We start from the raw sequence: 20,671 nt of genomic DNA on the forward strand, positions 1-20,671 counted from the left end.
GGCTCCACACCTACAATCACCACCGCGGACACACCGCGCTCCAGGGCAAGCCTCCCGTCAGCCGCGTCACCAACCTCACGGGTCAGTACACCTAGCCGTCGATCGAGAGCACCTGCGCACTGGCGGGCCCGGCGGGCGTGTCGTAGCGGACCGTCTCGCCGGCCCGGTGCCCCATCAGCGCCAGCCCGAGCGGGCTGTCCGAGGTGACCAGCGCCTCGTCCAGCTCGTCCGCCAGCTCGCCGATCCGCACCGCCCTGGTGGCGCCGTCGTCGAACCGCACGGTGAGCGAGGTGCCGACGCCCACCGCGTCGGTGCGCGGCGGCCCGGCCACCGCCGCCTGCTCCAGCCGCAGCCGGATCTCGGCGATCCGGTCGTCCAGCTTGGCGGCCAGGTCGGCCCGCTGCAGCTCGTCGGCCTGGTCGGCGTGGTCGCCGATCTCGTCCGAGTCGTGGTCCCGCAGCGTCCGGCCGACCGCCTCCCGCTCCACCCGCAGCTGGGCGAGCTCCTGTTCGAGGGCGCGCCGGTCCTCGTCGGCGATCGGCTCGGGCAGGCCTGTCATGGGATCTCCCAGGGCATCGTGGGACGGACGTACCAGCAGAATCAGCGTAAATCGGATCACCCCGCCCGGCAACGCTGCGTGGCGGGCACTGACCCTCCGTCATGCCGTGGCTGTCATCGAACGGAGAGGGCGAGCGGAGCTGGCCGATCCCGGCGAGGACCGCGAGGAGCAGGTCGGCCCGGCACCCGAGCGGTGCCGTCTACCTCCTCACAGTCAGTCGCTGTCGAGCGCCTCGGGGTCGCCCGGCAGCACCGGGTCGGGCCCGTCCTCCGGCTCGCCGTAGCGGGCCAGCGCGAGCTCCGGGGTCAGCTCGAGCAGCCGGGCGATCGCCTCCCAGCCGTAGAGGTCGCGCCGGGCGCCGCGGACGGCCACCACCCGGGCCCGGGAGACGGCCGTGTCGGCCTCCGCCAGCGAGCGCAGGGCGGCGCCGGCCTGGCCGGCCTCGCAGAGCTCCGCGACCCGGCGGCCCAGGGTGGCGAGCAGCTGCTCCACGTCGCGCGGGATCGCCCCCTCGGCCAGCTCGACGTGGTACTCCCAGTCCGCGTGCGGCCCGGTGCGGGCGCCGACGCCCTCGGTGGCCTCGTCGTCGCCGAAGTCGATCGGGTGGGTGTCGGAGCCGCGCCAGCCGCACCCGCAGGCGCCCCGCACGGCGACCGCGCGCGGGCCGTCGGCCCCGTCGTAGGCCCACCAGACGGCGTGCTCGCCGGACGTCCGGACGGCCTCCGTGCCGTCGGTCAGCACCGCTGCCAGGTAGCCCTCATGACGGCCGCTCTCGTCCTGCCACGACATGCCGCGCCCCTCTCCTCGCCGGACCGTTCGTCACCGTCCGTCAAGGGTTGGCCACACCCGTCGATCCGTCAAACCTCCTTGACACCGGGCCGGGCGGTCAGCTAGCGCGCCAGCCGAGGGCCGGGCCGAGCGCGCCGGCCAGGTCGGTGAGGATCTGCACGTAGTCCTCCGGCTCGAAGCTGAACGGCAGCGCGAAGGCCACCTCGTCCACCTCCTGGAAGCCGGCGTGGGCGCGCAGCCGCTCGGCCAGTTCGGCCGAGGTCCCGACCAGGTCCGGGGCGAAGAGCAGCTGCGCCGGGCCCTGCGGGGCCAGGGTGCGCGGCAGCCGTTCGGCGGCGTAGGCGTGGTACTTGGCGCGCTGGGCGGGGGTGGCGCTGTCGGTCGGGATCACCACCAGGCCCTGGGCCACCCGGGCCCGCTCGCCGTCGGGGTGCTGCTCGCGGAAGGCGCGGATCTGGGCCTGCTGCAGCTCGGCGAAGCCGGCCGGCGGACCGGACCGCTCCGCCTTGAGGACGCTGCTGGTGAGCAGGTTCATCCCTTGCTCGCCCGCCCAGCGGGCCGAGCGCAGGCTGCCGCCGCCGTACCACATCCGCCGCCCGAGGCCGGGGCTGTGCGGCTGCACCCGGCGGGAGTAGACCTCGATGCCCTCGGTCCCGTCGAACTCGCTGGCCGCCTCGCCCCGGACGAAGTCCAGCAGCCGCTGGACCCGGCGGTAGGAGAAGTCCTCCTGCTCCGCCGTGTCGGGGTAGAGCGCGTCGCGCACCTGCCGGTAGTGGATCGGTTCGCCGACGCTCACCCCGGGGTTGAGCCGGCCGCCGGAGAGCAGGTCCACGGTGGCCAGGTCCTCGGCCAGCCGCAGCGGGTTCTCCCAGCCGAGCGGGATCACCGCCGTGCCGAGCTCGATCCGCCGGGTCCGCTGGCCGGCCGCCGCGAGCACCGCCACCGGGGAGGAGATGCCGTACTGCAGGTGCCGTTGGCGCACCCAGGCGTGGTCGAAGCCCAGCTGTTCGCCGAGCTCGATCAGCTCCAGGGTGGTCCGGTGCCCGGCCGCCGGGTCCTCGCCGTCGAACAGTCCGATGGTCAGGAATCCCAGCCGCCGCAGCGGCCGCTCGCTCTCGCCCACGCCACCGACCCCTCCCGCGCCCGGCGTCCGGGCGCGTCTCCTTGGTGATCTGTCGATCTGTTGATCTGCTCGTCTGTCAGGCAGATGATCCATCAAGCGGACCGCCGACGCGACCACTCGGTGACCGAACGAGAGCCACCCGCAATGGATCGGCCACCGAGGCGGATCCCGGAAACCCGTAGGACGGGTCCGGCGGCTCGCAGTGTTCGCCTGCTGCGGAGCCGCTGCGCTGCCGTGCACGGGCGCGCGGGTGCCCGGAGCGCGGCTGCTACCCCGGCCCGCTCCGCAGGTACCCGGCCAGGTCCGCCTCCGCCCGGTACCCCTGGGCCCGCGCCTTGCCGGTGTCCAGCACCACCGAGCGGGCCAGCTGGTCCACCGCGTACGGGGTCAGCCCGCGCACCAGGCCCGCCCGGACGGCCGCGCCGGCCACCGCCGCCGGCACGTGCACCAGCCGCGCCCGCACCCCGTGGGCCCGCAGCACCTGCGCCACCACCGCGTCCCGGCGGTACGGCTCGGCGTCGGCGATGTTGTACGCGCCGGGCGGCCAGTCGCCCGCCGCCAGGCAGGCCCGGGCCAGGTTCTCCACCGCCGTCAGGCTGAGCGCCACGTCCGGGCCCGGCAGCGCCAGCACGCCCCGGCGCACCCGGGCCAGCAGGCGCGGCACCAGGTGCGGGTCGCCGCCGCCGTAGACCGCGCGCGGGCGCAGCACCACGGCGCCGGCGGCCAACGCGGGCCGTTCGGCGAGCGCCTTGCTGTGCCCGTAGCCGTTGAGGTGGCCGCCGGCCGTCGGGTGGGCCTCGGTGATCGGCCCGGAGCGCGGTCGCGGGTCGTAGACGCTGGCGCTGCTCACCAGCACCACCCGCGCTCCCCGCGCCGCTTCGAGCAGCCGCTCGGTGCCGTGCAGGTTGACGGCGTACTGCTCGGCCTCGGCCGCCGAGCCGCGCGGGTGGTCGCCGACGGCGGCCGCGCAGTGCACCACCAGGTCCGCGCCGCCCAGGTCGGGCCGCTCGCCGGCCGCGTCCCAGGGCAGGTGCCGGCCGACCGGCCCGGGGCGGCGGCCCACGCAGAGCACCTCGGCTCCGCTCGCCGCGGCGGCCCGGGCCACGGCCGCGCCGCAGAAGCCGCTGGCGCCGGTGACGGCGATCCGCATCTCCCGCTCACCCCTTCCGTACCGTCAGCACGGCGTACCCCGGCAGGGCGGTGCGCCGGTCCACCCGGGCCCGCCGCACCACCGGGCGGTGCGGTGCCAATGCCTGGAGGAAATCGGCGAGTTGGGCGCGCGCCAGTCGGGCTCCCGGGCAGGCGTGCGGTCCGGCGCCGAAGACCGCCTGGGTGGCGGCCGCCGGGTCGGCCGGGCGGTCGCGGTGGGCCTGTGCCGCGTGCCGGGCGACCAGCACCAGCCGGTCGCCGCGCCGGATCGGCCGCCCGTCGAGGGTGGCCGCGGCCGCCGCCACCCTCGGCAGGATCGGCGCCGGTGCGGTCAACCGCAGCAGTTCGGCGGCGAGTTCGGGCGAGACCCGGTCCCACCAGCCGGCCCGCGCGCACCAGGCCGCCGCCCTGGGCAGGGCGGCGACCGTGGTGTTCACGGCGGCGACGGCCAGCACGGCGTCGCGGGCGTCCGGCAGCAGTGCGGCGAGCCGTTCCGCCGCCGCCTCGGCGCCGCCGTCCGTGCAGCCGATCCCCGGCAGGTGGTCGCGCACCGCGGCCGCCGCGGCCTCGCCCGCCGCCCGCGCGAGCAGCAGCGGGTCCGCCGTGCTGCCGGTCAGCGCCGCAGCGGTGGCCCCGGCCAGCTTCCGCGCGACCGCCACCAGATCGGTGTCCGGGGCCAGTTCGCCGAACTCCTCGGCCAGCACGGCCTGCCAGACCGGCCGCAGCCGCCGCACCCCGTCCGCGCCCAGCAGTTCGGCCACCGCCCGCCGGCCGCTGCGGTGCCGCTCGCCCTGCTGGTCGAAGAGCACCTCCCCGCCGACCAGTCGGGCCGCCGCACCGCCGGTGGTGCCGGCCGCGGTGCGGTCCAGCGGCACCCGGGTGAGCACCTGCCGGTAGGCCGACGGGTCGTGGACCAGCACGGTGCCGCCGAGCCGCAGCACCGGGCGGTGCCGGGTGGCGGCCAGCAGGCCGAAGAGCACCGGGTGGCCGCCCAGGTAGACCCGCCGGTCCAGGCGGCGCGCCCGGCTCACTTCACCGCTCCCAGCTGCCGGGCGCAGAGCCGGGAGGCGGCCGCCCGGTCGGGCTTGCGCGAGCGGCCGGCCAGCGGCACCCGGTCGAAGAGCAGGGCATCGGGGCGGGCGCTGCCCATCCGGGCCAGCGGCGCCTGGAGTTCGGCCCGCAGCCGGCGCCGGTCGGCGCCCGGCCGGGGCTGGACCAGGGCGACCAGCCGTTCGTCGCCGCCCTCGGCCGGCACCCCGACCAGCACGGCGAGTTCGACCCCGGGCAGGTGCAAGGCCGGTTCGTACAGCCCCGGGTAGATGTTCTCCGCCTGCCGCAGCACCATGTCCTTGCACCGCCCGGCCAGCACGATCCGCCCGTCGGCGGTCAGGGTGCCCCGGTCGCCGGTGCGGATCCACGGGTCGGGCTGCTCGCCGAGGTAGCGGTCCCGGGCGCTCGGGCCGGTCAGCAGCAGTTCGCCGTCGGGCGTGGTCCGGGCCTCCACCCCGGGCAGCGGGTGTCCGAGCAGGTCGCCCTCGCCGGTGAACGCGGCCTTGTCGGCGGCCTCCACGGCGGCGGCCGGGAACAGCTCGGTCAGCGCGTACACGCCCCAGGCCTCACGGGCGCCCAACGTCTTCGCCCTGGCGAGCAGTTCGGCCGAGACGGGCGCGGAGCCAGTCCACACCCGTCCGGTGAGCCGGTCGGCCTGGCGCAGCTGTGGCGGTGTCAGATAGGTCTCCGCCGGCTTCAGGAGGGCGATCTGGCGGTTCATCAGCCTGGCCGAGCGGGCCGGCAGGGCGACCGCCGCACCCGCTGCCAGGCTCGGCACCAGCACGAAGAAGGTGCCGCCGAGCACCGCGCTCCCCTCGCGCGGCTCGACCAGCGCCGTCACCGCCCGCATCCCGGCGGCGACTCCGGCCCGGGTGTGCACGACGGCGCGCGGCGCGCTGGTGGTTCCGGAGGTGAAGACGATCACCGCGTCCCCGTCCCCCTCATAGCCGGGCGGCGGCACGGCGCCGGTGCCGCGCAGCGCGGGCGCGCAACCGGGGTGCCGGGGGCCGACGGTGGCGACCGGGCCCAGCGCCTCCAGCGGCGGCAGGGCCAGGTCGGCGCGCCGGGCCAGTGGCCGGCCCCAGCCGGCCACCGCCTGGGCGGCGGCGTCGGCGAGGACCAGCTCCGGCCGGGCGAGCGCGAGTCGGGCGAGCAGCACTTCGGGCCCGGCGCCCGGGTCGAGCACGGCGGCCCGGACGCCCAGCCGGTGCGCGGCGAGCATCACGGCCAGCGCCCGGGGGCCGGGGCGGACGGCGACGCCCAGGGTGTCCCCGGCGCGCAGCCCGTAGCGGTGGTGCAGGGCGGCGGCGTATCCGTCGGCCAGGTCGGCGAGTTCGCCGCAGCGGGTGCGGGCCCGGACGGTGCCGTGCCGGGTGGTGCCGAGGATCGCCGGGCGCTCGGGGTGGCGGCGGAGGGTGCGGGCGAGCTGGTCGAGCATGGTTGGGTGCTGTCCTTTCGTTGCTGGTTGTCCGTCACCTCGGGTCGTCCGACACTTCGGGTCGCCTGACACCTCGGGTCGTCCGACACTTCGGGTCGCCTGACACCTCGGGTCGTCCGTCACTTCGGGTCGTCCGTCACCTCGGGTCGGTGTCCCGTCCGCCGCTGCCCCGGTCCAGGTACCAGCATGCCGTGCCGACCACTCCGTAGGCCCGCAGCCGGCGGGTGGAGTTCTGCACCACCATCTCCGGGCAGTGCGTGATCGCCGTGCTGCGGCGCCGGACCCGGTTGAGGAAGGTCCGGTCGGTGGGCGAGGGCCGGCGGGGCATCCCGCCCACGGCGACGTAGAGTTCGGGCGTGATCGCCATGTTGTTGCCCGCGTGCATCCGGTAGGGCGCCAGGTAGCCGTGGCGGCGCCGGTGCGCGGGGCGGATCCGGCCGAAGCCCGCCCCGACCGCCACCAGCGCCCGGAAGGCGGCCCGCCCGAGCGGTCCGTGCTCGTCCTCGCGGGCGGTGATCCGGCCGCAGAGCAGCCCGCCGTGCAGCCGCAGGCCGCTGCGCACGGCCGCCGTCCAGCCCGGCTGCGGCAGGCAGTCGGCGTCGGTCCGGGCCAGCCCGGTGGCGCCCCGGGCGATGGCGTGCCGGAACGCGGAGTCCACGGCGCAGCCCACGCCCTTCTCCGCCTCCGTGATCAGCTCCACCGGGAACGGCGCCCCGGCGGCGAACTCCCGCACCACCTCGGCCGTCCGGTCGGTGGAGCCGTTGTCGGCCACCAGCAGGGTGAACTCCCGGTCCCGCTGGGCGGCGAGGGCCCGCAGGGTGGCGCCGATCCGGGCCTCCTCCTGGTAGGCGGGCACGATCACCCAGAGGCCGGCGGCGGTCACGACACCTCCCAGACCATCGCCATCAGGCTCAGCCCGCCGCCGAGCCCGAGCAGCAGCACCCGGTCGCCACTGCGCAGGTCCGCTAGCGCCAGGTCGAGTTGGAGGCCGAGGGTGGCGCTGGCCAGGTTGCCGTACTCGGGCACGGTGAGCACCAGCTTCTCGGCCGGCACGCCGGTGACCTCGACGAACCGCTCCAGGTAGGGCACCGTCACCTGGTGCACCAGGACGCGCGCGTAGTCCTCCCAGCCGAGCCCGGTGCGGGCCGTCAGCCGGGCCAGCAGGCCGAGCCCGATGGTCTCGAAGGCACCGCGCAACTCCTTGCCGCTGCCCCGGAAGTAGCTGAACTCGTCGCCGCGCGGGTGGCGCGAGCCGCCGCCCGGTATGCCGCCGATCTGCCAGTGCTCGGAGGCGGTCTCGGTCTCGATGTCCAGGATGCCGCCGTTCGGCACCGCTTCGAGCAGCACGGCCGCGCCGGCGTCGCCGAAGGTGTAGCCGGCGAAGCCGTCGCGGAACTCGGCCAGCGAGGCCGGCGCCCGGCGGATCGCCCGGCTGGGCACCTCGCCGGTCACCACCAGCGCCCGGCGGGCCCGGCCGGCCAGGATCAGCGCGCGTGCCGTGTCGATCCCGTTGAGGAAGCTGTTGCAGGCGTTGGACACGTCGAAGGCGTGGGCCCTGGAGCCGAGTTCGGCCTGCACCAGGTGGGCGGTGGCGGGTTCGCAGACGTCCCGGGTGGCCGAGGCGTAGACCAGCAGGTCGACATCGGCCGGCTCGTGGCCGGCGCTCTCCAGCGCCCGGCGGGCGGCACCGATCGCCAGCGTGGAGGAGTACTCGTCCTCGGCGGCGAACCGCCGGGTGCGGATGCCGGTCGCCTTCTCGAACATCCGCTCCGGCAGGCGTAGTCCGCTGCCGGCGGCCACCTCGTCCTGGAGCTGCTGGGAGGTCAGCTGCCGGGCGGGCAGGAAGGAGCTGACGGCGGTGATGCCGACGTGCTGTGGAGTCATGCCACCATGCTGGCGGCGGGACGGCGGCCGGGTCGTGAGTACGAGTACTCATCCGCGCCGCGCGAGTGCTCAGCCGTCCAGCCGGATCCGCTTGGCCGGCCGCTCCTCAGCCCGCCTCCGACCGACCCTCAGGTCCGGCCGGACCCGCCGGGCCCGGCCCCGGCAGCTCCGCCGCCGCCGTGCGCCCGTCCCGCATCTCCGTCGGTTCCCTTCTCCCCTTCTCCCCCGGTGATTCTCCCGGCGCGCCCGCCCGCTCCCCGCTACGATCGGCGCCATGCTCTCGGTGGTCCTGGCGCCCTGGCGGCGCCCCCCGGTGCTGCTGCGCGCGGCGGAGGTGCCGCACGAGGCGGCGAGCACCATGAAGATGGCCGTGCTGGCAGCCCTGCACCGCAGCGGCGCGGACTGGGCGGAGCCGGTCGCGGTGCGCAACTCCTTCCGCTCCGTCACCGGTGCCGAGTACGCCAACACCCGTGCCTGGGACAGCGATCCGCTGCCCTGGGAACGGCTGGGCGAGCAGGTGCCGCTGGGTTGGCTGGCCGAGCGGATGGTCACCCACTCCTCCAACCTGGCCACCAACCTCTGCCTGGCCCGGGCCGGCCACCCGGCGGTGGCCGAGGTCTGGCGCCGGGCGGGCGCGGCGGGCGGCAGCCCGCGCGGCATCGAGGACCACGCCGCCCGCGCGGCCGGCCGGCACAACCGGGTGAGCGCCCTGGACCTCGTGCGGCTGCTGGAGTCACTGGAGCCGGAGCTGCTGGCCCTGCTGGAGCACAACGCCCACCGGGTGGACCTGGCGGCGGGCCTGCCGCCGGGCACCCGGCTGGCAGGCAAGAACGGCTGGCTCCCGGGCACCCGCAACAGCGCCGCACTGATCCACCCGCCGGACGCGCCGCCCTACGTCCTGGCCGTCTGCTACACCGGCCCGCTGGCCAACGGCGAGGACGTCGACGACCCGTCAGCCCGCCTGCTGGCCCGCCTCTCGGCCCGCGCCTGGGCGCGGCGCCACGACCTCTGACTCCGGCTCACTCCGCGGACGGCGCCGTGAAGTCGTAGGCGCGCTCCACCTTGGCCACGTGCAGGGTGTACGAGCCGTACCACTGCGCCCGTCCATCGGCCCGGGCGGCGGCGTGCTCGGCCTCCTCGCGCCAGGCCTTGATGCTCTCCTCGTCCCGCCAGTACGAGACGGTGATGCCGAACCCGTCCGCCCCGCGCGCCGAGTCCACCCCGAGGAACCCGGGCTGCTCGGCGGCCAGTTCCATCATCCGCTCGGACCGCTCCGCGTAGTCGGTCACCGTGCTGGTGCGGGTGGAGTTGAAGATCACCGCGTAGTAGGGCGGGGTGGGCAGGGGCGTGGGCTGGGTCACAGCGTCCTCCGGACCGTCGGCGACATCGATCTGATCAGTCGGTAAACAGAGCATCCGACCGCCATCTTGGCCTCTCCCCTCACCTCCTGTCACCCCTGTACCAGGCCGACCTCGATGCGGTTCTCGTCGAGCCCGTCGGCGATGCGCAGGCAGCCGCCGGTGAAGCCGGACTCCACTCCCGAGCCGGGCAGCCGCGATGATGGAGGGCATGGACATCGATGCTGCGGAGGACGCCGTGCGGCTCATCCTCGGCGAGCTCGAGCAGGTCCTTCCCGAGCTCACCGAGGAGCACAGCCCGCTCGTCCGGCATCGCTTGCACCAGCAGGCCCTGCTCATCGCGACCCACAACGTCCCACCGGCTGAAGCGAGTTCCCAGCGCGTCAACACCCCGACCGAGCGCGGTGATGCCACCCCCGCCGGCCCTGTCCGCGGTGATCGATAGGGTCGACGCACCCGATCAGCCGAGGAGCGCGCAGCATGAAACCACCGGCCGAGCTCGACCGCGTCCCGTGGTCCGAACTGACCCACGCCTACGGGTCCGCCGAGGACGTGCCCGAGCTGATCAAGGCGCTCTACGACACCGACGAGGAGACCGTCGACGGGGCGATCTACGAGCTGTACGGCAACATCCACCACCAGGGCAGCGTCTACCCTGCCTCGGCGCCCGCCGTCCCCTTCCTCGCGCACGCCGTGCTGCACGCTCCGCACAAGCGCGCCGACCTGCTGATGCTGCTCGCGACGCTCGCCGACCACCAGCCGGATGACGTCGACTCGCCTCACTGGGACGGCAGTTCGGTCGCCGCGATCTGCGCCGGGCTCGGCACCGAACTCCCGGAGCTGCTGCCCTGCCTCCACGACGCCGAGCGCGATGTCCGCCGCGCGGCGCTCCGCGTGGCCGCCGCCGTCGCCGGACTCCTCCCCGAGGAGCACCACCGCGCCCTCCTCGAGCACGCCACCACGCTCCACACCACCGACCGCGCCCCGGCCGTGCGCGCCGATGCCCTGGTCGTGCTGACCAGGCTCGGCCAGGAGCCGGCCGCCGCGCTCGACAGCCCGCTGCCCGAGATCAGGCTGGCCGCAGCGCTGCTCGCCGCGGAGCGGTCCGGGCCGCCCTACCCGAGCCGCCTGCTGGACGTCCTCGCCCAGGACGGCGCCGAACCCGACCCCGGCGATGACGCCTTCCCCTGGCCCGGCGACACCACCCAGGAGCAGCAGCTCACCCGGCTGCTCACCGACGACCCGGACGCCGGCCTCGCGGTGGCCGCCCGGTGGATCGCCGCCGGTGACCTCGGCTCGCGCGGGTCCTGGCTGGTCCGGGGGATCGCCGAGACCTGGCGTGACCGGGAACCCGAGGTACTGGAACTGCTGTCGGCGGCTCTGCCCCAGCAGCGGGACCCCGACGCGCTCGGCGGCCTCCTCCGCACCATCGGCGACTGGATCGAGCACCTGCCCGAACCGAGCGCCGACCTCCGCGACACGCTCCACCGGTACGCGACGGCCGACGACGAACCCGCCGAACACGCGCTCCGCGCCCTGGTCCGCTCCCGCGACCGCCGCGCGCCCGCGCTGGTGCTGCTCCGCCCCGGCGCCGGGCTGATCGCCGCCGCGGCGCTCCACTTCCCGGCGGCCGCCGACCAGTTGATACCCGTGATCCGCCGCCGGCTCGCGGCCGGCGCCACCGGGAACGACGGCATCGCCCTCGTCGGAGCCCTGCGGCAGTTCGGCTCGGCCGCCCGCGCGGCCGAGCCCGAGCTGGTCGGCTGCCTCCGGGACGAGCGCGCGGCCATCGTCGCCGCCCGGCAGCTCGGGCTCAACGGCCGTGCCACCGAAGAGATCACCGACCTCCTCGCCCAGGCGATGCAGAGCGCCGACCTCTCGCTGCGCGCCGCGGCGGCGGCCGCCCACTACCAGCTGACCCGGGACGCCGATCCGGCCCTCCGCGCCTTCGAGGGGCTGCTCTCCGCCCGGGGCCAGACCCACTGGTACCTGAGCGGCCTGCGGCCGCTCGGCAGTGCCGCCGCTCCGCTGCTGCCGCTCATCGAACCGCTGCTGGAAGCCGGGGAGTGGACCAGGACGGCCGCCGCCGAGGCCGTGTACCGGATCACCGGGAGCCCGGACCGCGCCGTCCCCGTCCTCGCCGGGGTGGTGGGTCCCACGCCGGTCGGCCTCCAGGCCCTCCGGGCCCTCACCGAGATCGGCCGGTTCCCGGAGGAGCTGCGGCCCACCCTGCGCGGCCTCGCCTTCTCCCCGCTCCGCCGGCTCACCGACCAGCTGCGGTCCGGGCCGACTCATCAGGACGAAGAACTCCGCGGCCTGGCCAGGACCTTGCTCGCCCTCAGCTGACCCACGGCCGGCTCACGGCCGCCTGGCCTCCGCCGTGCTCTTCAGGGCGGCGAGCCAGGCATCCAGCCCCTGCCCCAGGATCGCCGTCGCGGCGGGCACGTCGGCGTCCACCTGGGGGCCGGTGTGGGTCTCCTCCGTGGTCACCAGCACGCCCCCGTCGACCTTGCGGAAGTTCCACACGTGCACCCCGTCGATGTGCAGCCCGGGGCTGTCGGCCGGGCCGGTCCAGCGCAGGCAGGAGTCGTGGACCAGCTGGCGCACGGTCGAGGTGATCACCAGGTCGCCCGCCGGCAGGCCGACGCCCGGCGGGATCGGGGTGGTCCAGCGGAAGGCCGAACCCGGGCGCAGCGGACCGCGGTCGAGGCGCACCGCGCTGGTGACGGGGCGCTGCCAGGACGGCCAGTGCGCCACGTCGGTCTGGACCTGCCAGACGGTGTGCAGCGGGGCGTGGATCAGGATCTGGGCGCGGTACCGCACCTGGGCGGCCGGGTCCACGCCCTGGCCGCGGCAGGCGACCGGGCCGGGACCGGCGGCAGCCTGCGCCCCGGCGGCGGTGCCGCCGAGCAGGGCGCCGGTGAGCGGGAGGACGAGCAGGGCGAGCAGCGCCTTGCGAGTGCCGGACATGGTGATCTCCTTGACGCGAGATGGTGAGATGCTCAATCGACTGTTATGCCTTATAACTCAACCTATAGACCATCAGCCGACACCCCGTCAACCGCACCCGCAGCCCGCGCCCAGCCCTCACCCCCGCAGCAGCGCGTCCGTCAGCCGCTGCGCCGTCCCGCTGTCCAGCGGTCCGTGCCCCAGCACGAAGCGGTACCAGAACAGCCCGTAGATCTGGTCCACCATCAGCTCGGGCTCCACCCCCGCCGGCAGCTCGCCGCGCTCGCGCCCCCGCTCCAGCAGCTCCCGCAGCACCCCCCGCCGGGTGGCGGTGTAGCTGCGCAGCAGCTCGGCCAGGTGCGGGTCGCGCCCGGACTCGCGCAGCAGGGTGCGCAGCACCCCGGCGGCCGGCTCCTGCTGGGCGGCCTCGAAGGTGGTGGCGATGAAGGAGCTCAGCTCCTCCCGGAGACTGCCGCCCTCGGGCACCGTGACGTCCTGTCCGGCCCGGTCGACCAGCGCCTCCAGCAGCACCGCGCCCTTCGAGGGCCACCACCGGTAGACGGTCTGCTTGCCGACGCCCGCCGCCTTGGCGATGGCGTCGATGGTCACCGCCTCTCCGCCCGCCGCACCCGCGAGCCGCAGCGCGGCGTCCAGGATCGCCTGCCGGGCCGCCTCGTTACGGCGCCGGCCGGTGTGCGGACGGCTCTCCGGCGCACCGGCACCGGTATCAGCGCTCATCGCCAACCACCCCTCTCCTCGCGATATCCAGCTTGACAAGACTAACAGTCTCGACAATCATCATTGCCGAGACACCAAGTCTCGACAATACGGAGGGGAACAAGACGATGAGCACCTTCACCGGTCAGCGCGTGGTCGTATTGGGCGGCAGCTCGGGCATCGGCGAGGCCACCGCCGCCGGTTTCGCCGCGGACGGCGCGGAGGTCGTGATCACCGGCCGCGACCGGCAGCGCCTCGACGAGGCGGTGGCCCGGATCGGCGGCAGCACCCGCGGCTTCGCGGTGGACGCGATGGACCGCGCCGCGGTCACCGCCTTCTTCGCCGAACTCGGCACCCTGGACCACCTGGTGGTGGCCGTCAGCGGCTCGGCCGGCGCCGGCGCCTTCGCCGGGCTGGACCTGGCCGAGCTGGCCAACGGCTTCGACCGCAAGTTCTGGCCCCAGGTCAGCTCGCTCCAGGCGGCCCTGCCGCACCTGCGCAAGGACGGCTCGGTCACCTTCATCACCGCCGGCTCCTCCCGGGCCGCCTTCCCGGGCACCGCCGGCCTGGCCGCGATCAACGGCGCGCTGGACGCGATGGTTCCGCCGCTGGCCGTGGAGCTGGCCCCGCTGCGGGTGAACGCGGTCTCCCCCGGCGTGATCGACACCCCCTGGTGGGACCGGGTCCCCGCCGAGCAGCGCAAGCAGCTCTTCGACGGCCTGGCCGCCGCCACCCCGGTCGGCCGGGTCGGCCGCCCCGAGGACGTCGCCCAGGCGATCCACCTGCTGGCGGCGAACACCTTCCTCACCGGCGTGGTGCTCGACTGCAACGGCGGCACCAACCTGCCCACCGGCCGCTGACCCCACCCGAACAGCGCCGTGCGGGGAGCCCCCACACTCCCCGCGCGGCGCGCACCCACCCCCACGCGCCCGGCAGTGCCCCTGCACACCCCGCCCCGCCATCGGGCCGCACAGCCGCCCCGCACGTCACCCGAACGGCCGTCAACCCTCGTTCGACCGCACCCGAACATGTTCGACGATGGTTTCGATACCAACTTCCGGCCGCCGCTGCCACGCTGTCCCGCGTGATCTCACGACGTGGCTTCTTCTCAGCGTCCGGCGCGGCCGTCGCGGCCGCCTCCGTCAACTCACCGGCCAGGGCCGCCGATCCGGGCGGGGCCGGCCACCAGCCGGACCCCGTCCGCTGGGCCGCGGCGCAGACCATGGCCCACCGCATCCTGCTGACCAACGGCGCCTACGAGGACCTGACCCTCCAGTACCTGAAGATCCTGACCGGCCGCCAGGCGCTCGGCCGCACCGAGCAGCGCGACGTGCTGGTGGTCGGCGCGGGCGTGGCCGGCCTGGTCTGCGCCCGGCTGCTGATGGCCGCCGGGCACCGGGTGCGGGTGCTGGAGGCCAACCGCAGCCGGGTCGGCGGCCGGGTGAAGACCTTCCGCGGCGACGTCTGGCAGGACCCGCGCCACTCCGCCGAGGCCGGCGCCATGCGGATCCCCTCGAGCCACCTGTTCACCCTCGCGCTGGCCGACCACCTCGGCGTCGAGCGGCGCCCGTTCCACCTGGTGGACCAGCCGCCCCAGCCGGATCTGCAGTCCGCCGACAGCAAGGTGGTCTACCAGTCCTGGACCGGCGAGCAGTTCAGCACCGGCACCGCCCCGCCGTACACCACCCGGCCCGGACTCGGCGGCCGACTGCTGCACCTCAACGGCCAGTTGGTCAGCAAGGCGGCCTACGCCAGGAACCCGGGCCCGGTGAACAAGAGCTTCGGCTGGGACAGCGACCAGACCACCAGCGCCGCCTTCGCCGAGGCCCTGACCACCGCCCGCAAGTACACCCAGATCCAAAACCCGGACGGCAGTTGGACCGACAAGCCGATCGCCGACCGGGTCAGCGGCATGACCCGGCTGCTCTACGACCTGGACGGCTACTCGCTGCTGCGCTACCTCAGCGAGGTGGCCGGCTGGGCGGATCCGCAGATCCAGGCGGTCGGCACGGTGGAGAACCTGACCAGCCGGCTCTCCTACGGCTTCCTGCACTCGGTCTTCGACGCCACCGACATCAACCCCTCGGTCACCTACTTCGAGTTCGCGGACGGCATGGACGCGCTGCCGACCGCACTCGCCAAGGGCCTGCCGATCGAGCGGGACCGGGTGGTCACCCGGGTCTCCGGCTCGCCGGGCCGGGTGACGGTCTACGCGGTGCCGGAGTCCGGCCCGGAGGACGAGGCCTGCACGGGCGCGATCGGCGGCCAGGTGCACGAGTACCAGGCGGACGCGGTGGTCTTCGCCGTGCCGTTCGCGGCGCTGCGGCACGTCACCTTCGACCCGATCCTGCCCTACCACAAGCGCCGGGCGATCACCGAACTGCACCACGACACCGCGCACAAGGTGCTGCTGGAGTTCACCGAGCGCTGGTGGGAGTGGGACGAGGCGACCTGGCGCGCCAGGCTCGGCGACGCCTACCGCCGCGGCCCGGCCGGCGACGCGGTGCCGGCGGTCGGCGGCGGCTGCATCTCGGACGAGGCGGCCCGCTTCGTCTACTTCCCCTCCCACCCCAGCCCGGGCGGTGCGCCGGGCGGCGTGGTGCTGGCCGGCTACAACTGGGCCGAGGACGCCCTGCGGTTCGACGCGCTGACGCCGGAGGACCGGCACAACGAGGCGCTGGACCAGCTGGCCGAGATGTTCGGCGACCGGATCCGCCGCTACGCCACCGACCGCGCGGTCTCGCAGTCCTGGCTGCGCAACCGCTGGGCGCTCGGCGAGGCGGTGGTGGAGACCCCGGGGCAGCTGATCAGCCTGGGCCCGCACGTGGCCGAACCGGTCGACGGGCAGCTGTACTTCGCCGGCGACCACTGCCAACCGCGCTACCACGCCTGGATCGCGGGCGCGGTGGCCTCCGGGGTGGAGGCCGCGCTCCAGGTCAGCAACCGGAGCTGACACCACGCCACCTGGCAGTTAGACCTGACGGCGGGTCAGTCCAGACTCTGCTCGGCCCAGATGGTCTTGCCGCGGCGTCCGTACCTGGTACCCCACCGCTCGCTCAGGTGGCGGACCAGGTACAGCCCGCGCCCGCCCTCGTCGGTGGCCCTGGCGTACCGCAGGTGCGGCGCGGTGCTGCTGCCGTCGGACACCTCGCAGCAGAGGTAGCGGTCCCGGATCAGCCGCAGCTCGATCGGGCTCTCGCCGTACCGGATCGCGTTGGTGACCAGCTCACTGACGATCAGCTCGGTCTCGAAGGCGAGCGACGCCAGCCCCCAGGAGGCGAGTTGGCGCTCCACCAGGCGGCGGGCGGTGCTCACCACCTCCGGGTCGTGGGGCAGGCTCCAGACGGCGGCGCGGTCGGCGGGCAGGCCACGGGTGCGGGCCAGCAGCAGCACCGCGTCGTCCTCGGCCCGGTCGCTGGCCAGCGCGTAGGCGACGGCGTCGGCCAGCTCGCGCAGCCGCAGGTCCGGGTGGCTGAGCACCCGGCGCAGCTTCTCGGGCGCTCGCTCGTCGCCGGCCAGCAGGCCGTTGGTGTAGAAGCAGAGCAGGGTGTCGTCGGCCAGTTCGAGGGTGACCGACTCGTGGCTGGCCCCGTCGCCGACCGGTTCGCCCGTGCCGTCGTGCCCGCCCAGCGGCACCGAGGCGGGCAGCTCCAACCGCACCGGCGGGGTGCCGGGGGCGACCAGCAGCGGGGCGGCGTGGCCGGCGCCGGCGGCGGTGAGCTGCCGGGTGACCGGGTCGTAGACGGCGTAGACGCAGGTGGCCGCGTACGGCCGGCCGGCCCGGCGGGCGAGCCGCCGGGCGGTGCCGTCCAGCCGGTCCAGCAGATCCTCCGGCGGCAGTTCGAGTTCGGCCAGGGTCCTTACGGCGGTGCGCAGTTGGCCCATGTCGGCGGCGGCCTCCACACCGTGGCCGAACAGCTCGCCGATCACCAGCGCGACCCGGGCGCTGGGCAGCTCGATCACGTCGAACCAGTCGCCGCCCGCGCTCACCGGCAGGTAGAGGTGGGCGGTGTCCACGGTGGAGAGCTCCGGCACCCGGCTGGGCAGCAGGTAGCGCTGCAGGGCCGTGGCGGTGGCCCGCTCCCGCTGGTAGGTCGCGGCGTTGTCGATGCCCAGGCCGGCCCGGGAGGCGATCTGCGCGGCGAGGCGCAGGTCCTCCTCGGTGTACGGCTCGGGCCGGTCGCAGCGGTAGAGGGTGAGCACCCCGAGCACCGCCTCCTCGGGGGCGGTGAGCGGCACGGCGAGCAGCGAGCGCACGCCCGCGCCGGCCAGCAGCCGGGCCCGTTCGGGGTCGGCGCCGGCCCAGGCGTCGCTGCCGTCCAACCGGGCGACCAGGCGCGGGCGGCCGTCCTCCAGGCCGCGGCTGAACGGGGTGGCGAACGGCAGCGTCTCCAGCACCCCGTCGCGGGCCGGCGGGCCGGCCCCGCCGGCGGAGCGGAAGGCCACCCGGCGCAGCGGCAGGTCGGCGGCGGCGGGGGCGGTGCGGCGGCGCTCGCCGCGCAGCAGGTCGTCGAGCACGTGCACGGTGGCGTAGTCGCCGAGCGCGGGGACCAGCACCTCGGTGAGCTGCCGGGCGGTGGTGGCGGCGTCCAGGGTGGTGCCGATGACGCGGTAGGCCTCGTTCAGCAGGTCCAGCCGTGCCCGGGTCTGCTGGCGCTCGGTGGCGTCCTCGACGGCGAGCACCAGTCCGGCGCCCTCGGCCAGCCGGTAGACCGAGAGTTCCACGGTGAGCTCCCGGCCGGCGAAGGCCGGCGGGCGGCCGCGCAGCACGTGGTCGCGGACCGGGCGGCCGGTGCGCAGCACCGTGCGGCCGAGCTCGGTGATCTCGGCCAGGTCGGCGGCGGTGAAGCCGGTGACGACCTCGCTCAGCGGGCGGCCGATCACCTGGTCGGCGGGGAGGGCGTGCAGGCGGCCCGCGGTGGTGTTGTAGCGGCGGATCAACAGCTCCGGGTCGAGCACGTAGAGGCCCAGCGGGGCCTGGGTGAAGAGCGCTTCCAGCACGGCGGCCCCGAGCCCCCCGTCCGCCGGCTCCTCCGCGACCGCTCCGCTCACCCGTATGCCTCCCGCTCTCCCGCTCGCCCGCTCGCCACGTCCGTCTCCGAACGTGCTGGGCTCCCGGCCGCCGCGCCACGCCGGCTACTGCAACCGGGGGATCCGGGCGGCGGCGCTCACCCCCCTCCCAGTACCACCACCCGCGCCCAGGCCGGCGGGCTCGCCGGCCGGTACTCCGGATTGTGCTCGATCTGCCGGGCCCGCCCGGGTCCGCGCGGGAAGAGGCCGATGACGGTCCGGCAGGACGGCCGGCTGACCGGCCAGGCCGTCTGCCCGTCCGTCAGCACCGCCAGCACGTCCGGCCGGGGCCGCGCCCGCAGCGCCGCCGCGAAGCCGGCCCGCAGGTCCGTCCCGCCGCCGCCGATCAGCGCGATGCCCTCGCTGCGGCAGAGGCGGTCGACCCGTCCGGCCGCGGCGTCGCAGGAGAGCACCGAGACCAGGTCGCGCCGCCCGCCCACCGCCCGGCAGATCGCGGCCACCTCCACCAGCGCGGCGCCCAGCTCGGCGTCGCTCACCGAACCCGAGGTGTCGATCACCACCGTCACCCGCGGCGGCCGCCGGCGCAGGCTCGGCAGCACCGTCCCGGGCACCGAGGCCGAGCGCCGGGCGGGCCGGCCGTAGCTGTAGTCGTCCCCGCTGCCCGCCGAGCTGACGGCCGCCCGGAGCGCCGCGCCGAGCAGTTCGCGCCAGGGCTGCGGCGGCTGGAAGGCCTCCTCGGCCCAGCGCCGCCAGCCCTGCGGCGCGTCGCCGGGGCGGCCCCGGATCGCCTCGGCGACCCGGAACCGGACGGCGTCGCGCTGCTGTTCGGTGAGCCCGTCGGCGCCGTCGGGGCCGAGGTCCCATGCGCGTTCCAGCCCGTCGGCGCCGCTGCCGCAGTCCAGCCAGGCCAGCCGCGCGAGCTCCGGGCCGAGCCGGAACTCGTGCAGGTACTCCTCCATCAGCTGGTCACCGGGCAGCCTCAGGTAGGCCGGGGTGACCACGTCGGCGGGGGCGCGCAGCCCGTCGCCGTAGATGTCGTCGTTGATCTCGCAGTCGGCGGCGATGTTGATCCGCAGCCGCTCGGCGGGGCCGGTCAGCTCGCGGGCCCGGGCGACCCGGTCGCCCCGGCCGTGGTGGTCGCGCAGCAGGTGGGAGACCTCGTGCACCCAGACGCCGGCCAGCTCCTCGACCGGGGTTGCGGCGACGAAGGCCGGCGAGACGTAGCAGCGCCAGTGCCGGTCCACGGCCATGGTCGGCACCTGCCGGTCCTCGACGGGGTGCAGGGCGAACAGCGCGCTCGCCAGGTAGGGCCGGGCCCTCGCGGCCTGCAGCCGGGCGGCGAAGAGCTTCTCCCGGTCCAGCACGGGCCCCGTCACCGGCGCACCCCGGCGGTGACCCGGGCGGCCGCCCGGTCGGCCCGCCGGGAGAGCCCGACCACCTCGGCGAACCGGTCGATGGCCGCGGGCACCGTCCAGTCCTCGCGGCGCAGCGCGGCCAGCGAGCTGGCCGGCATCACCACGAGGTCGGGCGCGCCGGTCTCCATGGCCCGCACCAGCAGCTGCCAGGCGGCGTCCCAGCGGTCCTTCGCCGGGCGGCTGCGGACGGCCGCGACCACCCCGTCCAGCGCGGCCTGGCGCAGGTCGCCGCGGGTGGGCAGCTCGGCGCCGGCCGGGTCGGCGAGCAACTGCTCGGGGTCAGGCAGCTCCATCCGGTCCAGGGCGGCGAGCAGCTCGAGGCCGGGCCCGTCGCCGACGGTGCCGCGGACCAGCAGCGAGAGCACGTCCCGGGAGGAGCCGGCGGCGCCGGCGAAGGCGATCAGCCGCAGTGCCATGTCCCAGCTGCGCGGCGAGGGCCAGGCGCCGCCGCGCCGGGCCTCGTTCTTGGGCAGCTGGTGCACCAGGGCGGGCCGGGCGGCGAGCAGTCCGCAGACGGCGCTCCGGGCGTGGTCCACGGCCTGCGGCAGCCGTCCGGGGTCGAGCCGGGGCAGGGTGGCGCGCGGCCAGGTGCCGCCGAGGCCGCGGACCACCACCTCGGGGTCGTGCACCCAGGGCAGGTGGACGAAGCGGTTGGCCAGCGGCGGGCTGAGCTCCCAGCCGTCGGCGGCGGAGGCGCGCGGGTTGGCGGCGGCCACGATCCGCACCTCGGGCGGCAGCCGCAGCGCGCCGACCCGCCGCTCCAGCACCAGCCGCAGCAGTGCGGCCTGGACCGCCGGGGGCGCGGTGGAGAGCTCGTCCAGGAAGAGCAGTCCGCGGCCCTGCCGGACCAGCCGGACGGCCCAGTCCGGCGGGGCCATCGGCACCCCCTGAGTGGCGGGGTCGGCGCCGACGATCGGCAGGCCGGAGAAGTCGGAGGGCTCGTGGACGCTGGCGATCACCGTGGTCAGCGGCAGGTCCAGGGTCTCGGCGAGCTGGGTGATCGCGGCGGTCTTGCCGATGCCGGGCTCGCCCCAGAGCAGCACGGGCAGGTCGGCGGCCACGGCCAGGGTCAGCGCCTCGAGCTGGTCGTCGGCGCGCGGTTCGGTGGTGGTGTCGCCGAGCAGGGCGAGCAGGTCCCGGGCGACGTCGAGGCGGGAGGCGGGGTCAACGTGGGCAGCAGAAGGCATGGGTGATCACCTGAGGGGAGTC

General features: G+C 75.7%; 19 protein-coding genes. 5 read left to right on the forward strand and 14 right to left on the reverse strand.

The annotated features are described in order from the left end of the window. Window positions 1-91 precede the first annotated feature (91 nt). The 8 genes from ACFYNO_RS26320 to ACFYNO_RS26355 all read right to left on the reverse strand — a co-directional run bounded on the left by ACFYNO_RS26320 (window position 92) and on the right by ACFYNO_RS26355 (window position 7,992). Window positions 92-559, reverse strand: coding sequence for a GreA/GreB family elongation factor (locus ACFYNO_RS26320; RefSeq protein WP_388017320.1), 468 nt, complete (start codon window positions 557-559; stop codon window positions 92-94). Between the two features lie 213 nt (window positions 560-772). Then, entirely contained in the window at window positions 773-1,348 is a 576-nt protein-coding gene (locus ACFYNO_RS26325; RefSeq protein ID WP_388017323.1) for a hypothetical protein, read from the reverse strand. 97 nt (window positions 1,349-1,445) lie between these two features. Beyond that, the gene (locus tag ACFYNO_RS26330; protein ID WP_388017326.1) at window positions 1,446-2,471 is read right to left on the reverse strand and encodes an LLM class flavin-dependent oxidoreductase; all 1,026 of its coding nucleotides are present in this window, start codon (window positions 2,469-2,471) and stop codon (window positions 1,446-1,448) included. A 268-nt stretch (window positions 2,472-2,739) separates the two neighbouring features. Next, window positions 2,740-3,621 carry an NAD-dependent epimerase/dehydratase family protein gene (locus tag ACFYNO_RS26335; protein WP_388017329.1) on the reverse strand — a complete coding sequence of 294 codons (882 nt, stop codon included), beginning with the start codon at window positions 3,619-3,621 and terminating at the stop codon, window positions 2,740-2,742. A gap of 7 nt (window positions 3,622-3,628) precedes the next feature. After that, window positions 3,629-4,651, reverse strand: coding sequence for a cytochrome P450 (locus tag ACFYNO_RS26340; RefSeq protein WP_388017332.1), 1,023 nt, complete (start codon window positions 4,649-4,651; stop codon window positions 3,629-3,631). Then, complete coding sequence (locus tag ACFYNO_RS26345) at window positions 4,648-6,108, reverse strand: class I adenylate-forming enzyme family protein (protein WP_388017335.1); 1,461 nt, start codon at window positions 6,106-6,108, stop codon at window positions 4,648-4,650. Before ACFYNO_RS26345 ends, ACFYNO_RS26340 begins: the two co-directional genes overlap by 4 nt. Before the next feature lie 136 nt (window positions 6,109-6,244). After that, on the reverse strand, window positions 6,245-6,991 hold the full coding sequence (locus ACFYNO_RS26350; protein WP_388017338.1) for a glycosyltransferase family A protein: 747 nt from the start codon (window positions 6,989-6,991) through the stop codon (window positions 6,245-6,247). After that, entirely contained in the window at window positions 6,988-7,992 is a 1,005-nt protein-coding gene (locus ACFYNO_RS26355) for a 3-oxoacyl-ACP synthase III family protein (protein ID WP_388017341.1), read from the reverse strand. Before ACFYNO_RS26355 ends, ACFYNO_RS26350 begins: the two co-directional genes overlap by 4 nt. A 274-nt stretch (window positions 7,993-8,266) precedes the next feature. On the opposite strand from ACFYNO_RS26355, the gene ACFYNO_RS26360 reads away from it, so the two are divergent. Beyond that, window positions 8,267-9,004 carry a serine hydrolase gene (locus ACFYNO_RS26360; RefSeq protein ID WP_388017344.1) on the forward strand — a complete coding sequence of 246 codons (738 nt, stop codon included), beginning with the start codon at window positions 8,267-8,269 and terminating at the stop codon, window positions 9,002-9,004. A 7-nt stretch (window positions 9,005-9,011) separates the two neighbouring features. On the opposite strand, the gene ACFYNO_RS26365 is transcribed toward ACFYNO_RS26360, so the two are convergent. Beyond that, complete coding sequence (locus ACFYNO_RS26365; protein ID WP_388017347.1) at window positions 9,012-9,353, reverse strand: antibiotic biosynthesis monooxygenase family protein; 342 nt, start codon at window positions 9,351-9,353, stop codon at window positions 9,012-9,014. A gap of 208 nt (window positions 9,354-9,561) precedes the next feature. On the opposite strand from ACFYNO_RS26365, the gene ACFYNO_RS26370 reads away from it, so the two are divergent. Both ACFYNO_RS26370 and ACFYNO_RS26375 read left to right on the forward strand, forming a co-directional pair. Further along, the gene (locus tag ACFYNO_RS26370) at window positions 9,562-9,795 is read left to right on the forward strand and encodes a hypothetical protein (RefSeq protein ID WP_388017350.1); all 234 of its coding nucleotides are present in this window, start codon (window positions 9,562-9,564) and stop codon (window positions 9,793-9,795) included. Between the two features lie 35 nt (window positions 9,796-9,830). Then, entirely contained in the window at window positions 9,831-11,696 is a 1,866-nt protein-coding gene (locus tag ACFYNO_RS26375; RefSeq protein ID WP_388017353.1) for a hypothetical protein, read from the forward strand. Between the two features lie 12 nt (window positions 11,697-11,708). On the opposite strand, the gene ACFYNO_RS26380 is transcribed toward ACFYNO_RS26375, so the two are convergent. Both ACFYNO_RS26380 and ACFYNO_RS26385 read right to left on the reverse strand, forming a co-directional pair. Continuing rightward, window positions 11,709-12,320, reverse strand: a complete 612-nt coding sequence (locus ACFYNO_RS26380; RefSeq protein ID WP_388017356.1) for an SRPBCC family protein — start codon at window positions 12,318-12,320, stop codon at window positions 11,709-11,711. Between the two features lie 117 nt (window positions 12,321-12,437). Next, entirely contained in the window at window positions 12,438-13,037 is a 600-nt protein-coding gene (locus tag ACFYNO_RS26385; protein WP_388017359.1) for a TetR/AcrR family transcriptional regulator, read from the reverse strand. Window positions 13,038-13,144: 107 nt separating this feature from the next. Here ACFYNO_RS26385 and ACFYNO_RS26390 point away from each other — a divergent pair, with 107 nt between their 5' ends. Together ACFYNO_RS26390 and ACFYNO_RS26395 are read left to right on the forward strand one after the other, a co-directional pair. Next, window positions 13,145-13,876, forward strand: a complete 732-nt coding sequence (locus ACFYNO_RS26390) for an SDR family oxidoreductase (RefSeq protein WP_388017362.1) — start codon at window positions 13,145-13,147, stop codon at window positions 13,874-13,876. Window positions 13,877-14,100: 224 nt separating this feature from the next. Beyond that, window positions 14,101-15,969, forward strand: a complete 1,869-nt coding sequence (locus ACFYNO_RS26395) for a flavin monoamine oxidase family protein (protein WP_388017365.1) — start codon at window positions 14,101-14,103, stop codon at window positions 15,967-15,969. Between the two features lie 35 nt (window positions 15,970-16,004). On the opposite strand, the gene ACFYNO_RS26400 is transcribed toward ACFYNO_RS26395, so the two are convergent. From ACFYNO_RS26400 to ACFYNO_RS26410, 3 genes are all read right to left on the reverse strand, one after another. After that, complete coding sequence (locus ACFYNO_RS26400) at window positions 16,005-18,068, reverse strand: SpoIIE family protein phosphatase (RefSeq protein WP_388017368.1); 2,064 nt, start codon at window positions 18,066-18,068, stop codon at window positions 16,005-16,007. Between the two features lie 116 nt (window positions 18,069-18,184). Further along, window positions 18,185-19,423, reverse strand: coding sequence for a VWA-like domain-containing protein (locus tag ACFYNO_RS26405; RefSeq protein WP_388017370.1), 1,239 nt, complete (start codon window positions 19,421-19,423; stop codon window positions 18,185-18,187). Continuing rightward, complete coding sequence (locus tag ACFYNO_RS26410; protein WP_388017373.1) at window positions 19,420-20,649, reverse strand: AAA family ATPase; 1,230 nt, start codon at window positions 20,647-20,649, stop codon at window positions 19,420-19,422. Before ACFYNO_RS26410 ends, ACFYNO_RS26405 begins: the two co-directional genes overlap by 4 nt. Window positions 20,650-20,671 lie beyond the last annotated feature (22 nt).

The sequence above is a fragment of the Kitasatospora sp. NPDC006697 genome, from assembly GCF_042869935.1.
Lineage (GTDB): Bacteria > Actinomycetota > Actinomycetes > Streptomycetales > Streptomycetaceae > Kitasatospora.

Excerpts from the sequence above, each read along its gene's own strand:
- ACFYNO_RS26320 (WP_388017320.1), bottom strand. The coding sequence starts at position 559 with ATGACAGGCCTGCCCGAGCCGATCGCCGACGAGGACCGGCGCGCCCTC.
- ACFYNO_RS26325 (WP_388017323.1), bottom strand. The coding sequence starts at position 1,348 with ATGTCGTGGCAGGACGAGAGCGGCCGTCATGAGGGCTACCTGGCAGCG.
- ACFYNO_RS26335 (WP_388017329.1), bottom strand. The coding sequence starts at position 3,621 with ATGCGGATCGCCGTCACCGGCGCCAGCGGCTTCTGCGGCGCGGCCGTG.
- ACFYNO_RS26345 (WP_388017335.1), bottom strand. The coding sequence starts at position 6,108 with ATGCTCGACCAGCTCGCCCGCACCCTCCGCCGCCACCCCGAGCGCCCG.
- ACFYNO_RS26355 (WP_388017341.1), bottom strand. The coding sequence starts at position 7,992 with ATGACTCCACAGCACGTCGGCATCACCGCCGTCAGCTCCTTCCTGCCC.
- ACFYNO_RS26360 (WP_388017344.1), top strand. The coding sequence starts at position 8,267 with ATGCTCTCGGTGGTCCTGGCGCCCTGGCGGCGCCCCCCGGTGCTGCTG.
- ACFYNO_RS26370 (WP_388017350.1), top strand. The coding sequence starts at position 9,562 with ATGGACATCGATGCTGCGGAGGACGCCGTGCGGCTCATCCTCGGCGAG.
- ACFYNO_RS26375 (WP_388017353.1), top strand. The coding sequence starts at position 9,831 with ATGAAACCACCGGCCGAGCTCGACCGCGTCCCGTGGTCCGAACTGACC.
- ACFYNO_RS26380 (WP_388017356.1), bottom strand. The coding sequence starts at position 12,320 with ATGTCCGGCACTCGCAAGGCGCTGCTCGCCCTGCTCGTCCTCCCGCTC.
- ACFYNO_RS26385 (WP_388017359.1), bottom strand. The coding sequence starts at position 13,037 with ATGAGCGCTGATACCGGTGCCGGTGCGCCGGAGAGCCGTCCGCACACC.
- ACFYNO_RS26390 (WP_388017362.1), top strand. The coding sequence starts at position 13,145 with ATGAGCACCTTCACCGGTCAGCGCGTGGTCGTATTGGGCGGCAGCTCG.
- ACFYNO_RS26410 (WP_388017373.1), bottom strand. The coding sequence starts at position 20,649 with ATGCCTTCTGCTGCCCACGTTGACCCCGCCTCCCGCCTCGACGTCGCC.